The sequence below is a fragment of the Actinomycetota bacterium genome, from assembly GCA_028698215.1.
GTDB lineage: Bacteria > Actinomycetota > Humimicrobiia > Humimicrobiales > Humimicrobiaceae > Halolacustris.
Genome location: JAQVDY010000017.1, coordinates 15284 through 29370, shown reverse-complemented (window position 1 = coordinate 29370; position 14087 = coordinate 15284). Strand labels below are relative to the sequence as shown.

The 14087-nt window shown below is 42.1% G+C and carries 18 protein-coding genes; all 18 read left to right on the top strand.

Annotation, left to right across the window (positions count from 1 at the left end; all coding sequences use genetic code 11):
• Positions 1-154 precede the first annotated feature (154 nt).
• Positions 155-580, top strand: coding sequence for a flagellar basal body rod protein FlgB (flgB, locus tag PHN32_06235; protein MDD3777187.1), 426 nt, complete (start codon positions 155-157; stop codon positions 578-580).
• A gap of 2 nt (positions 581-582) precedes the next feature.
• Positions 583-1017 carry a flagellar basal body rod protein FlgC gene (flgC, locus tag PHN32_06230; protein MDD3777186.1) on the top strand — a complete coding sequence of 145 codons (435 nt, stop codon included), beginning with the start codon at positions 583-585 and terminating at the stop codon, positions 1015-1017.
• A gap of 11 nt (positions 1018-1028) precedes the next feature.
• Positions 1029-1340 carry a flagellar hook-basal body complex protein FliE gene (gene fliE, locus PHN32_06225; GenBank protein ID MDD3777185.1) on the top strand — a complete coding sequence of 104 codons (312 nt, stop codon included), beginning with the start codon at positions 1029-1031 and terminating at the stop codon, positions 1338-1340.
• Positions 1341-1354: 14 nt separating this feature from the next.
• Entirely contained in the window at positions 1355-3091 is a 1737-nt protein-coding gene (gene fliF / locus PHN32_06220) for a flagellar basal-body MS-ring/collar protein FliF (protein MDD3777184.1), read from the top strand.
• Positions 3092-3119: 28 nt separating this feature from the next.
• Positions 3120-4124 carry a flagellar motor switch protein FliG gene (gene fliG / locus PHN32_06215; GenBank protein MDD3777183.1) on the top strand — a complete coding sequence of 335 codons (1005 nt, stop codon included), beginning with the start codon at positions 3120-3122 and terminating at the stop codon, positions 4122-4124.
• A gap of 23 nt (positions 4125-4147) precedes the next feature.
• Positions 4148-4834, top strand: coding sequence for a FliH/SctL family protein (locus tag PHN32_06210; GenBank protein MDD3777182.1), 687 nt, complete (start codon positions 4148-4150; stop codon positions 4832-4834).
• The gene (gene fliI / locus PHN32_06205; protein ID MDD3777181.1) at positions 4834-6168 is read left to right on the top strand and encodes a flagellar protein export ATPase FliI; all 1335 of its coding nucleotides are present in this window, start codon (positions 4834-4836) and stop codon (positions 6166-6168) included. The genes PHN32_06210 and fliI overlap by 1 nt, the downstream gene beginning before the upstream one ends.
• Positions 6169-6170: 2 nt before the next feature.
• A complete protein-coding gene (fliJ, locus tag PHN32_06200) occupies positions 6171-6644 on the top strand; it encodes a flagellar export protein FliJ (protein ID MDD3777180.1) in 474 nt (157 codons plus the stop codon).
• Positions 6622-7254 carry a lytic transglycosylase domain-containing protein gene (locus PHN32_06195; protein MDD3777179.1) on the top strand — a complete coding sequence of 211 codons (633 nt, stop codon included), beginning with the start codon at positions 6622-6624 and terminating at the stop codon, positions 7252-7254. Before fliJ ends, PHN32_06195 begins: the two co-directional genes overlap by 23 nt.
• Positions 7255-7314: 60 nt before the next feature.
• Positions 7315-8565, top strand: coding sequence for a flagellar hook-length control protein FliK (locus PHN32_06190; protein ID MDD3777178.1), 1251 nt, complete (start codon positions 7315-7317; stop codon positions 8563-8565).
• Between the two features lie 15 nt (positions 8566-8580).
• Positions 8581-9000 (top strand): flagellar hook capping FlgD N-terminal domain-containing protein, encoded by a 420-nt coding sequence (locus PHN32_06185; protein MDD3777177.1) that lies wholly within the window; start codon positions 8581-8583, stop codon positions 8998-9000.
• A gap of 6 nt (positions 9001-9006) precedes the next feature.
• Positions 9007-9378 (top strand): flagellar protein, encoded by a 372-nt coding sequence (locus PHN32_06180; protein ID MDD3777176.1) that lies wholly within the window; start codon positions 9007-9009, stop codon positions 9376-9378.
• A 58-nt stretch (positions 9379-9436) separates the two neighbouring features.
• Positions 9437-10678 (top strand): flagellar hook protein FlgE, encoded by a 1242-nt coding sequence (locus PHN32_06175; protein ID MDD3777175.1) that lies wholly within the window; start codon positions 9437-9439, stop codon positions 10676-10678.
• Positions 10679-10759: 81 nt separating this feature from the next.
• Positions 10760-10993: a flagellar FlbD family protein gene (locus tag PHN32_06170; protein MDD3777174.1), complete on the top strand. Its 234-nt coding sequence runs from the start codon at positions 10760-10762 to the stop codon at positions 10991-10993.
• A 23-nt stretch (positions 10994-11016) separates the two neighbouring features.
• Positions 11017-11832 (top strand): motility protein A, encoded by an 816-nt coding sequence (locus PHN32_06165; protein MDD3777173.1) that lies wholly within the window; start codon positions 11017-11019, stop codon positions 11830-11832.
• Positions 11810-12664 carry a flagellar motor protein MotB gene (locus tag PHN32_06160; protein MDD3777172.1) on the top strand — a complete coding sequence of 285 codons (855 nt, stop codon included), beginning with the start codon at positions 11810-11812 and terminating at the stop codon, positions 12662-12664. Before PHN32_06165 ends, PHN32_06160 begins: the two co-directional genes overlap by 23 nt.
• A 17-nt stretch (positions 12665-12681) precedes the next feature.
• Entirely contained in the window at positions 12682-13086 is a 405-nt protein-coding gene (locus PHN32_06155; protein MDD3777171.1) for a flagellar basal body-associated FliL family protein, read from the top strand.
• An 18-nt stretch (positions 13087-13104) separates the two neighbouring features.
• Positions 13105-14064, top strand: a complete 960-nt coding sequence (gene fliM, locus PHN32_06150; GenBank protein MDD3777170.1) for a flagellar motor switch protein FliM — start codon at positions 13105-13107, stop codon at positions 14062-14064.
• Positions 14065-14087 lie beyond the last annotated feature (23 nt).

Genomic DNA, 14087 nt, shown 5'->3' with positions numbered 1-14087 from the left:
ATGTTTAACGAGATAAACAATTATAAAATGTATGAATATATATTTTGAAATATTAAATAATTAAAGAATTTTTTCAAATGTACCGAAAACTATAAATAAGAAAGACAATTAAAGCATATAAAAGGATTTCAATAATTTGTTCATGGAAGGACAAGTGCTTAACCGCATGAGTCCTTTTTTATTGGAAGGAGACTTTATGTTTAATGACCCTATAACCGCCTTGCTGCAAAAAGCGGTTTCAGGAGCTGGCATAAGGCATGAAGCGATTGTAAATAATATTTCCAATGTGAATACTCCAGGATATAAGAGGATAGATGTAGATTTTAAATCCTCCCTTTCTGCAGCAGTAAATAGCTCCAGCAATATTGGGGCCAATAAGCTTTACCAGAAAATTGAAGCAGCCCAGCCTCAAATACTCAGGGAAAACCATACTTCTATGCGGGAGGATGGGAATAATGTGGATATTGAAAGGGAAATGTCTCTGCTGGCCAAAAATGATCTGGAGTATGAATACTATATTTCACTATTATCCAAAAAAATGAGGATGATTAAAAACGTAGTCAATGAAGGCAGGAGGTAATTATGGATACTTTGTTTACTAATCTGGAAATCAGTGCCACCGGTTTGAGTGCAGAAAGGCTGCGTATGGACGTAATATCCAATAATATTGCTAATGCCAATACTGTAAATGCAGCAGATGGAGTCCCCTACAAGAGAAGATCGGTAGTTCTTGGGACCAGGGCGGAGGACAGCTTTTCTGCCTCTTTTAAAAATACCCTGGGGCAAAAAGGGGTAGAAGTATTGGCCATATTGGAAGACAATAGCCCGCCTCAGCTAAAATATGATCCTGCTAACCCCTTGGCTGACCAGAACGGTATGGTGGAACTGTCCAATGTCAATGTTTTAAACGAAATGGTAGACATGATTTCAGCCAGCAGGGCTTATGAAGCTAATGTTACTGCTATTGAGTCTACAAAAACTATGATTAAAAAAGCCATCAGCATGGGTAATCTATAAAGGGAGGCAGCATGACTATTGCAGGAATAAATGGTATCGGTTCCCTTAATGGCATAGGCAGCATAAGCAATCCGGAAAAGGCGGCGGCTGCTGAACAGAAAAATACTTCTTTTACAGACAGCATTAAAAAGGGCTTGGATTCAGTCCAAAAATTGCAGCAGGAAGCCGACTCTAATATCCAGCAGGCGGTTTCAGGAGATGGCAAGGATCTCTCCGAGGTTATGATTTCTACCTTAAAAGCTGAGATCTCCATGCAGCTTACCCTGCAGATTAGAAATAAGGCCCTGGAAGCATACCAGGATATAACCAGGATGCCCATCTAGGATAGGAGAATTATATGGCCGCAGATTTTGATTCAAGCAAGGGGAAAAAAAATAGTGATTTTTTAAGGCTTGTCAACTCTTTGTCACTGTTCCAGAAAGTAACTCTGGGGTTGGTAGTGGTAATTGTGGTAGCCGGTTTAATCATGCTAATAAGATGGTCCAATAAGCCTGAATATGCCGTTCTCTATAACGGCTTGACCAACCAGGAAGCAGCTTCAGTAGTAGAAATCCTGGATCAGTCTAATTTTTCTTATCAGGTTTCCGATGATGGGTCGGTGATAAGGATTAATAAAAATGAGCTGGCAGATGCCAGGCTGGCCTTGGCCTCAGAAGGCTTGCCCTATAACTCGGTAACCGGCTTTGAGCTCTTTGACCAGCAGTTTTTTGGTCTGACCGATTTTACCCAGAAAGTCAACTACCAGAGGGCTTTGGAGGGCGAGCTGGCCCGCACTATTTCCCAGATTGAAGAAATAGAATCTTCCCGGGTCCACCTGGTCCTGTCTGAAGAGGAATTATTTACTGATCAGTTTACTGATTCCAGTGCTTCCATTGTAGTAAAACTAAGATCTAATAAATTACTGCCTGATGAAAGTGTTATAGCTATCAAAAACCTGGTTGCCAATGCAGTAAAGAGCTTGAACATAAAAGATATATCGATTATGGATACCAATGGCAACTTACTTACTGCCGGAGGCCAGGACAGCCATAATTTATCAGAGCAGCAAAAATATATTTCTGAAATTGAGACCGGCCTGGAAAATAAGATAAATAACATGCTAATCAAGCTGCTGGGGGCCGGGAATTCCATTGTAAGGGTAAAGGCTGAACTAGATACCGATGTGAGGCAATCCGAAAGTGAAACTTATCTTCCTGGAGAAAATGGTCAGGGAGTTATATTGGATCAAAATGTGGTCACGGAAAGCTATGATCAAGACCAATATGGGCAGCTGGCAGAAGGTGAAGCGGGGACTGATTCCAATGTTCCATTGCTGGAAGATGAAGAAGAGGATATACCGGTATACGGGGAAGTAATAGAAGGTGAAGAAGATGAAACCAATATATACCAGAGGAGCGAACAGCAGACAAAATACGGGGTTTCCAGGCGTATTGAAACCACTACATATGGGACTGGAGATATAAGCAGGCTAAGCGTGGGCGTATTTTTGAATTCAGGGCTAACTACAGAGCAGATAGAAGATATTGAAGCAGTGATAGTGGCGGCTGCCGGTATTGATGCCTCCAGGGGAGACACCCTGTCTATAAGGAGCATGGAATTTGCAGGCCTGGAGCCGAATTTGGAGACGGCTATAGCTCCGGAAACCGGTGGAAGCAGGATATGGGATATCTTATCCAGGGCCTGGCCTGCAGTATTATTGTTATTGTTGATAATATTCTTGACCCTAAGGTCTACTGGATGGCTGAAATTTAAGAGAAACAAGTCCTTGGTTTCCACCCGCCAGGAGGAATGGAAAAAGTTATTGGAGTCAAAGGAACCTGAGCAGATTGAGTCTGGCCCGGAGGAAGAGGAAAAAGAGGATAAGAAACAGCTCCAGGCACTATTTGGAGATCAAAGTAAGTTATTGAGCAGAGAAGAAAAGAGAAAAAAGATAATGGAGATCAGGGAAAAAATTATGTCCAAGATGGATGATAATATCTACCCAGAGCTCAAGGAAGTAATTTCCATGGAAAGTGATGAGAATCCGGAAACTGCAGCTAAAGTAATAAAGAACTGGCTGTTGGAAAAAAGCTGAAAGCCGTAGGGAAAAACATAGGGTAAAAATGGCACAGGAACCAAAAAAAGGGATAAAAAAAGCAGCTATATTCCTAATAACTATTGGGAAGGAAGCAGCATCCAAGGTAATGAGCCACCTTTCAGAAGGGGAGGTGGAGGATATTGCTTTTGAAATAGCCAATTATAATGATATTCCTACCGAACAAAAGGAATCTATCCTAAAGGAATTTTATGAAGATTTTGTAGCTAGGGACAGTTTTGATAATGGAGGGTTAAGCTATGCCCAGGATATTTTAGAAAAAGCTTTCGGCAAGGAGCGGGCCCATAAAATGTCTGACCGCCTTATAAAAAACCTAAGCACAGGACCCTTTAGGTTTTTAAAAGATGTAGATCCTGAACAGTTGTTAAATATGATAAAAAGCGAGCATCCCCAGACCATAGCATTGATATTGACTTACCTGCCCTACGATATGGCTTCCAAGATACTATGCTCCCTAAAACCTGAACTCCAGGCCGAAGTGGGGGTCAGGATAGCCCAGACAGACAGGACTTCGCCAGAAGTTATAAAAAAGATGGAAGAGCTTTTATCCAAGAAGATCAAAAATTTTACCAACCAGAATGTAAGGGTGGTAGGGGGAGTAGAGACTATTGTGGGCATACTAAACCAGGTAGACCGGGGCACTGAAAAATCAATACTTTCTACTTTGGAGAAAAAAGATAAGAAGCTGGCCGAAGAAGTTAGGAACCTGCTTTTTGTATTTGAAGATATCCTAAAGATAGATGACCGGGCGGTGCAGAGGCTGCTAAAGGAAATTGATACCAATATATTAGCCAAAGCACTTAAAGGCAGCAGCCGGGAAGTCAAAGAAAAGATATTTAAGAACATGAGTGAGAGGGCAGCCTTAATTATCCAGGAAGATATGGAAGCCATGGGTCCCATAAGGATTACTGAAGTGGAACTGGCCCAGCAGGATATCGTAAAGAAGATAAAAGATTTAGAGGATGCGGGAGAAATAATTCTGGCTAGAGGCGATGAAGAAATAGTGGTTTAAGCTTTTAAGCAGGAGATCGATGTTTGAGTATTTTAAAAAACAAATCAGTGGTTATGGATAGCGGGGTCATAGAAATAAAGATAAAGCCCTTAAGGGTTGAAAAAGAATCATGCCAGCAGGACCAGGTTAAAGAAAAGAACGAAAAAAACCAGGAACAGGAATTGCGCGAACATTATAAACAGGATATCCGGCTAATCAAGGAAAAAGCACGGCAGGAAGGTATGGACCAAGGATTCGAGCAGGGTTACAGGCAGGGCCTTGACCAATTTAAGCAATCTTTCCGGCAGCTGGAAATAATAAGGGGAAAATTGGCAGAGTATAAGCAGGAGATATTAAGGCAAGCAGAGCCGGAAATAATAAAACTGGCCCAATATATTGCGGAAAAAGTCATAAGGCAAAAAATAAATGAGCAGGATGCTGTTGTAATAAGCTGCCTCAATTTTGCCTTAAAACAGGTGGGAGGGCTGGATAACCTGATTATAAGGCTTAACCCTAAGGATTATCACTACCTGGTTACCCATAAACAGGAGATAAAAGATATTACGGATAAGTTTCCTGCCCTAAAGCTTATTGATGATCAAAGGGTGGAAAAAGGGGGATGTATCATCTCCACCCAAAACGGTGATATAGACGCCCAGCCTTCCAGCCAGTTAAAAATAATGGACCGGCTCATACAGGAGGAATTGTATAAGGAAGGCAAAGGCCATTGATGAAGTCCCATACTTTGAAGGTAAATATTGATAAATATATGGACCTGATCAAAAGAATCAATCCCATACCCTTAAACGGCAGGGTTACCCAAGTGATTGGCTTGGTAGTAGAGTCCACTGGCCCTGAAGTGGGGATCGGAGATATTTGCCACATAAAATGCAGCCGTACAGAGGAAGGTGTTTTAGCGGAAGTGGTAGGTTTTAAAAATAATAAAGTACTGCTTATGCCTATTGGGGATATGGGAAAGATATACCCCGGTTGCCCAGTAGTACACACAGGCAAAAATTTGAGGATAAAAGTGGGAAAGGGCCTGTTGGGCAGGGTATTAAACGGTTTGGGAAATCCTATTGACGGCTTTGCCCAAATAATAGCGGAAACCAAGCTTCCCATATACAATAACCCTCCTTCAGTGATGGAAAGGAAAAGGATCACAGAGCCTTTGAGCATGGGAATAAGGGCTATTGATGGTCTTATTACCATTGGCAAGGGCCAAAGGATGGGAATATTTTCAGGGAGCGGTGTGGGAAAATCCACATTGATGGGTTTAATTGCCCGCAATACTTTAGCCGATGTAAATGTAATTGCCTTAATAGGGGAGAGGGGAAGGGAAGTAAGGGAATTCATAGAAAAAGATTTGGGGGAAGACGGACTGAAGAAAAGTGTAGTGGTGGTAGTAACTTCAGACGAACCTGCATTGCTTAGGGTTAAAGGTGCTTATGTAGCTACTACTATTGCAGAATATTTCAGAAGCAATGGTGCTGATGTAAATTTAATGCTGGATTCAATCACCAGGTTTTGTATGGCAAAAAGGGAGATTGGTTTATCAGTGGGGGAACCCCCTACCACCAAAGGCTATACCCCTTCCGTGTTTTCGGAACTCCCTAAACTGCTGGAGCGGGCCGGGATGGCAAAGAATGGCTCCATTACCGGCTTGTATACTGTGCTGGTAGAGGGAGATGATATGGATGAACCGGTATCAGATGCAGTGCGTTCTATCCTGGACGGCCATATAGTGTTATCCCGGGACTTGGCAAATGCTAATCATTACCCTGCCATTGATGTTTTGGCCAGTGTATCCAGAGTTATGCCAGACATTATAGGTAAGGACCATTATCAGCTGGTAGCCAAGGTAAAAGAAATTTTGGCCACTTACCATCAGTCCAGGGACCTGGTGGAAGTGGGAGCATATGTTAAGGGGAGTAATTCTAGACTGGATTATGCTTTGCAGCACCTAGAAGCCATCAATGATTTCTTAAAGCAGTCCAATGAAGAGAAAGAAACTCTTAATTCAACATTGAAAAGATTAAAAACCCTGTTAGGCCAGGATGAGTAGATATGCCTAAAAAATTTAATTTTGAACTGGAAAGCGTATTGAATATTAAAAAGTTCAAGCAGAACCTGCTGCGCCAGGATTTAGCCAAATTGCAGGAGGCATTGGACCGGGAACAAAAGCTGCAGTACCTGATGGAGTTCAGTTTAAAACAGGCTAAGGGCTTTATAAGGGAAAACCTGGCAGAATGGCTTAGCCAAACATCGTTAAATTACCAGCATTATATCAGGCATATGATGCAAAAAATTGATGACCAGGATAAGAAGATAGCGGCTATAGAGCAGGTTATAGCCCAGAAACGGTCTCAGATAAAAGAGGCAGCCAAAGAAAAGAAGGTGCTGGAGAAGTTAAAGGCCAGGCAAAAGTATGAATATGTCAAAAAATTAAACAGCAAGCTTCAGAAAAACCTGGATGAAACAGCGTTGCTGAAATTTGTACAGGAAGCAGAGGTTACAAATGGAATCTTTAATGCAAATTGAAGCGGTAAGGCTAATAGAGGCCAGAATAAATTCAATACAAAGAAGGATAAGCAGCTGGGGAGAAGAAAAGGAGGAACTGAAATTCAAGTCTATCTTATGGGAAAAAATTAACAACAGTAATCAAGGGGTTACCCCATCAGCCTGCACCTTGACCCGGAATGCTTTGGAGTCAGCATATCAAATGGGGGCCAATATAATGGAAAAGTTGGGGGAATCGGAAATTATAAACAATATCAATGCCCAGTGCGAAACCTTATGTGCTGAAATAGGATTGGATCCGGCTTTAGCTAAATCCATAATCAGTGTTGAATCCAATTTCAATCCCCAGGCAACTTCCAGTGCCGGAGCCATGGGGCTGATGCAGTTAATGCCCTCTACCGCAGCCAGCCTGGGTGTAACTGAGCCCTATGATATTTACCAGAACCTAAAAGGTGGTATTACCTTGATAAAAAACCTTTTAGAAAGTTTTAACGGCAATGTTAAATTAGCATTGGCAGCCTATAATGCTGGGTCTGCCCGGGTTAGGGAATATGGGGATGTCCCGCCTATAGAGGAGACCCGGAATTATGTCTATAAAGTATTATCAGTTTATAATCCAAACCTTTTGTAATCCTAAAGAAAGGAGGCATCAACTTATGAAAATAAAGCCAGGCAGAGAGGAGGTGAAAAGATGAAATTAAATCAGGTATTGGTACCTGCGCAGAAAACTAAAGCCCTTACAGGACCAAAGGCTAAGCATAAACAGGAACCCAGGCTGTTTGTCAGCATGCTTTTTTCCTCTGCAGATACATTTTTTCCAGGGGAAAATAAGCAAGAGGTTAAGCAAGTATTTTGGAATTCGGGCTGCATTAAAGATACTATGGCTGAAGCCGGGAATAAAGGCAGCATCACCTATCAAACGGCAGGGCTAAAACCGGCTGCAGGGCTACCTGAAATCCAGGCTAAAACCCAAGGTAATAAAAAATCAGAGGGTAGCACCCATCAATATCCAAAAGCAGTTCAAAATAGATGGCAGGGGCCAAACCGCCAAATTAAGACAGAAGTACTGGCTAAATGTCCGGAGGGTGATGATAAGGGCCAGTTTAAGCCGGCAAGGTCAATGCCCGGCTGGGGCCCTAAGGTAGATAACAGCCAGAAAGTAGAGATTACGGCAGAACAGGCTAAAAGTCATTATATAAAACCAGGGGCTAAAATAATGCGTGCTTCTTTTCCATCTAAAGGATCTAGATTACAGGATATCCCTGTCAAGCAAGGGGCAGAGAGCAAGGAGCCGCAGCCCCAATATTTTAACCATGTGCTTAAAGCAGGCCAAAATGAAACCAGGGCAGCAGGGCCGAAACTGGCACCAGGATCCAAAGGAGTCCAGGTCAGTGCTGAACAAAAGCTGGATATAGAGGACTACAGGTTCAAGACCAAAATTGTAAAAGAACCGGTGGAATTAACCAATGAAGCAGGAAGCCCAAACATGGAAATAGTTAATCAACCTATAACGTTGGAGGAATTGGCCCCCTTAATCCATAAAGAGGTTCAGTTGTCCCAGGGAAATGACAGCAAACAGCTAAAATTAGAGTTGAAACCTGAATCTCTGGGTAAGATCAGTATAAAACTGACCCTCAACCAGCAGAAAATAGACATAATAATTAAACCCCAGTTCCAGGATACAGGCGATATTCTCAATCATAGCCTAAATAGCCTGAAAGGCTATCTGACAGGAAAGGGAATAGAGGTGGGCCAAATTATGGTAAATGTAGAACACTTTAACAGCTTTAGCCAATCCCAGGCCTATCAAAGCTATATTGACCCTGCTATGGGGAAGACCAATCTAAACCAGGCGGTCCAGGCTGCAGGGCTGAGTGTGGCGGATCCTATTGATTATAGCAGCTGGGGCCAGTCATCGCGCTATATTAACATGCTGATATAAATGGAGGTGAGTCATATGGAAATAACATCGGTTAATCCGGATAACAATTACAGCCAGCACACAGTTAGTGAGTCCAACTGGGGGCAAATGGGCAAGAGTGAATTTCTTAAATTGATAACGGCACAGCTTAAATACCAGGACCCCCTGGCCCCTGCTGACAATTCTGAGTTTCTGTCTCAAGCTGCCCAGTTTAATATACTGGAACAGATAATGAATCTAAATAACAGATTTGATTCAGTATATGCCCAAGGCTTGGCAGGTAAGGAGATATACTGGGAAAATGATAATTTCGAGGTTTTTATGGGGACGGTGGAAGGCATTGAAATATTTGGAGGAACCCCTTGGCTGGCAGTAGGAGGGGAGCTGGTTTCCATAAGCCAGGTAATAAGCATAAGTGCACCCCCGGATTTAGCGGAAGAAGAACAGGCAGGTTAAATAATTATGGAAAGCATTAAACAAGTAGGATACAAACAAATAGTAGAAAAAGCTGCCCAGGCCAGTCGTTCACAGGCCATGGGGCCAGAAGGCTTTGCCCAGACCTTGGAAACAAAATTAAACCATGAGGTCAAATTTTCCAAGCATGCTTTAGATAGGATAAATTCCAGAGGCATACAGTTGTCTAATTCTGAGCTTCAGGGTCTTAGGCAGGCGGTAGGCAAAGCGTCGGATAAAGGCTTAAAAGAATCCCTGGTAATGCTTAAAGACACTGCCCTGATTGTAAGCATAAGGAATAAAACGGTTATAACAGCCTTAAAGAAAGAGAGTTTAAAAGACAGGATTATAACCAATGTAGACGGAGTAGTAATTCTATAAGAGCCCGGACCTCTGTTTAGAGGAAGGCTCGGAAAAAACTAATAGGAGGTCATTTATTATGATGCGTTCAATGTTTTCAGGAGTTTCAGGTTTGAGGATACATCAATCTATGATGGATGTTATCGGCAACAATATTGCCAATATAAACACCATCGGCTATAAAAGCAGTTCTGTCAGTTTCCAGAACATGCTCAGCCAGACGGTTAAAGGTGCTTCAGGGGCTACCGAGAATACCGGGGGATCTAACCCGGTACAGATAGGATTGGGCTCCAAGATGTCCAGTATCGACTGTAATTTTGCCCAGGGTAACCTGCAGTCCACCGGGAAGGTAACTGATATGGCTATTCAGGGGGAGGGTTTTTTCATTGTTAAATCGGGAACTGGAACATACTATACCAGGGCTGGCAACTTCACTTTTGATTCTGAAGGAAATCTTGTAAATCCTGCTGATGGTTCGGTGGTACAGGGATGGATGGCGGATAGTGAAGGTAACATAAATACCAATGTGGCGGTAACCAATATTAATATACCTATAAACCAGGTTATAGAGCCGGTAGCTACTACCAGGGTTAGTTTCAGCGGCAACCTGCCTACTACTGCTGAGATTGGAGATACCTTTACTGCCCCCATTGAAGTAATAGACTCGCAGGGCAACTTCCATGATCTGGTAGTAGAGTTCGAAAAGACAGGCCAGAACCAGTGGAGCTGGTCCGCAGTAGAGCCCACAGGAGTAGTAGGGGATGGAACTATTGAATTTAATGAAAATGGAAGTATTAAAACCATTACCAATGATAATACGCCTCCCATTTCACTTACTCCCGCCGGTGCGGATACCATAAACATAGTACCGGAGTTTGGTACTATCGGTGATGTAGATGGGTTAACCCAGTTTTCCTCGGATAGTGCCACTGCTGCTGCTGTTGGACAAAACGGTAATGTATCCGGTACTTTGCAGACAATATCCATAGGGAGCAATGGAGAAATTACGGGTGTATTTTCCAATGGCCAAAATAAGAGCCTGGGGCAGCTTGCTTTGGCTACTTTTAAGAATCCCAGCGGTCTCCTCAATGTGGGTAACAGCTTTTATGCTGAATCCAATAATTCAGGCATGCCCCTTATTGGGCAGTCGGATTCAGAGGGAAGGGGACAGATAATTGTGGGAACGGTAGAGATGTCCAATGTAGACCTAGCCAAGGAATTTGCTGACATGATCGTAGCCCAGAGAGGTTTCCAGGCTAATTCAAAAATAATTTCTGCTTCAGACGAGATGCTTCAGGAACTGGTGAGAATGAAAAAGTAGGCCGTTAGCCTGAATTTATGGAGCAGGGAATAAATTAATCGGGGAGCAGCTGTAATAGTGCTCCCCGAAAGAAAGGAAGACATGATAGAGCTACATAGACTGGATGATACCAAAATATTGATTAATTCTGACCTAATTGAAAGCGTGGAAGAGATCCCGGACACGGTTATCACCCTGACTAACGGCAATAAATATATAGTCAGGGAAAAAATTGCGCAGATATTAGGGGAAATAGTTAAGTTTAAGCAAAGAATTCAGGTTAAACAAATTAAAAAAACAAATGGTCTTCAAAATAAAGGTAAAAGTGCCGATTAATACTTGAGAAGGTGTTATTAATTATGGATATTGCAACTATATCTGGGTTATTAGTTTCCTTAATAGCTATACTGGTGGGAATATTTCTATCTGGCGGCAATATTTCTTCCTACTTTCAGCTGGCAGCAGCAGTTATCGTATTTGTAGGGACCCTGGGTGCCACTACCATGAGCTTTCATTTAAGTGCAACCATAAAAGTATTTAAAAACACTTTAGGGAAAGCATTTAAAACACATCATATAGATTACGGGGGAACCATTAATACTGTTGTTGATTTTGCTGTGCTGGCCAGAAAAGAGGGCTTGCTGGCAGTGGAAAAAAGATTAGGGGAGATAAAAGACAGGTTTTTTAAAAAAGGACTTCAACTGGCAGTAGACGGGGTAGATTCCAATAAGATAATTGAAATAATGGAAACCGACCTTCAGGAAATGGAATCAAGACACGCCCAGGGCGTATCCTGGTTTGCTACTGCCGGAGGCTATTCCCCTACCTTTGGTATTATCGGTACTGTTTTGGGGTTAATTATTGCCTTATCTAAAATGGATTCGCCCGATGAACTGGGCAGCGCAGTGGCTGCAGCTTTTCTTACCACCTTGTACGGCATTGTAATTGCCAACCTTTTCTTTGTGCCTGTGGCCAAAAAGTTGAGAATTAACAGTGAAGCAGAAGTAAGGGAAAAACAATTAATGCTGAGGGGAATATTGGGTATCCAAAGCGGGGCTAATCCCAGGCTTATCAAGGAAGAGCTTATGGTTTTTGCCCAGTCCGCACCTAAACAGGAAAAGAGTTTCTTTAATTTGAAAAAGGCAAAAAAAAGTGAAGTTAAACAAAAGAAATAATAGAAGCGAGGAAAACCGGGACCGATGGATGACCACTTACTCGGATATGATTACCCTGCTATTGGTATTTTTTGTATTACTGTATTCCATGTCAGTAATTGACCTTAGGAAGTTCAGGGAAACTGCAATGGGATTTAGCATTGCTTTTGGTACTAATAATAATAACTATATTTTTGATGAGCCACAATCCCTGGAAGCTACCATGAATCAGATAGAAACCAGTCCTGTGGTCAGTTTTGAAAGGTTTGCCCCTCCCATAATAAGGGATATTGAGAAAGTTGGTTACGGTTGGGAGATTGAGATGAGGGAGGAGGAACAAGAAGACCAAAGAAAGGGATTATCCAATGAAGGTGATGCTGAATTAATAGGAATTGCCCGGGGGCTTAAAGAGAATATAACCAGGGAAGGATTGGATGAACATGTAAATATATTGATTGAAGGGGGCAGGTTGGTTATCAGGATTGAGACGGAGGGGGTTTTGTTTGAATCCGGCAGTGCCCAGCTAACCAATGAGGTAAAACCGCTTTTAAATATAATTGCTGATTCATTGAAGTTTTATAGGGGTCTGGTTATGGTGGAGGGCCATACCGATAATGTCCCTATCCATACCGCCAAATATCCATCCAACTGGGAACTATCTACCTCCAGGGCAGTATCAGTTTTAAAGTACTGGATTGATAACCAGATGATGCTGCCCGGAGATGTGGTGGCAGCCGGATATGCAGATACCAAACCTATAGGCACCAATGATAATGCACAAGGAAGAGCTAAAAACAGAAGGGTAGAAATATTAGTGCTCAGCAGAGATGAGGCAAGAACTATAACCCGGTAATACAAAGGAGCAATCTAATGCTAAAAAAATATGACAAAATATTATTACTGGCCACATTATTTTTAATACCTTTGCTAGTCTTATCCTGTTCTCCAGGCCAGGAACCAGAGGAGGTTGTGTTCGGTCCTACTTATGATGTGGGGGAGATTATAGTTAATCTGGCTGATCTGGGACAGGCAAGATATGGTAAAGCAGAGGTGGTCCTAGAATTGGCCGCAGAATCATCTTTAGAAGAAATAAAAACCAGGAACCCCCAGATCAGGGATATAGTAATAGATATTTTTAGCAGCCAGGAATCTACCGACCTGCTAGACCAACAGGGGAAGGAAGAAGTCAAAAAAAAGATAAAAAGCAGTATTAACCAAATACTAAGCAGCGGAAAAGTGGAACAGGTTTATTTTACTACTATAGTAGTACAGTAACGGAAAGGTATGTGTCTAATGGCCAAACAAACCTCTAAATCACGTGTTTTTACCATTAAAAAACATGTCCCGGTAAAAGATCAGTCAGGTACGCACCTGAATGTCAAACCCTTTGATTTTAAAAGGCCCTCCAAATTCAATAAAGACCAGATCAGGATCCTGGAGATGGTACATAATTCTTTTGCCCGGCTGTATGAGAACCGGCTATCTATTGCTACCAGAAGTGTTACCGAGATAAGCCTGGCAAAGGTAGAACAAAAAGCTTTTGATGAATATATGGCTACCTTGGATGAAAGCTGTTTTTTAACGGTGCTAAAGTCCCAGGCTTTTGAAGGGGAGACCATAGTTCAATTTGAAAACAATATATTATTCGTATTACTGGATAAAATTTTGGGTGGGAGCGGCTCCTCCAAGCAGGATCGTGAATTTACCGATATTGAGATAAACCTGATTGAGGGAATATTGGAAGAATTCATCCAGGCCTTAACCGAATCATGGTCAAATATTGAAAATCCTGATTTTCGTATTCACAGCATGGAAACCAATCCCCAATTTGCAAGGCCCATAGCCCCTAATGAAATGTGCCTGGTGTTTAAATTTGATTTGTCCTCTGGGGAAAGAAAGGGGGAATTTACATTATGCCTTCCTTTTGTTTCTATCAAATCAATACTGGATAAACTAAATACTAAAAGCTTATTTGCCGACGGCACCCAGTACCTGGCCAAGGATTACCCTGCTAAGGCCAGGGATAGCCTCTATGGGGTTAAGCTTGAATTGAGCGTGGTTCTAGGTGAAGCCTGGGTGAAAGTTGATGATATCAAGAATCTTCAGGCAGGAGATATTATTATGTTAAACCGCAGCCTTGACCAGGATATGGAGGCTGCCATAGCCGAAAGAAATATTTTTAGGGTACAACCGGGAAAGGTATTAAACAAAATAGCGGTACAAGTAATTGATAACAATATAGCGGAGGTATAAATGGCAGGTAAAAGAACTAAATC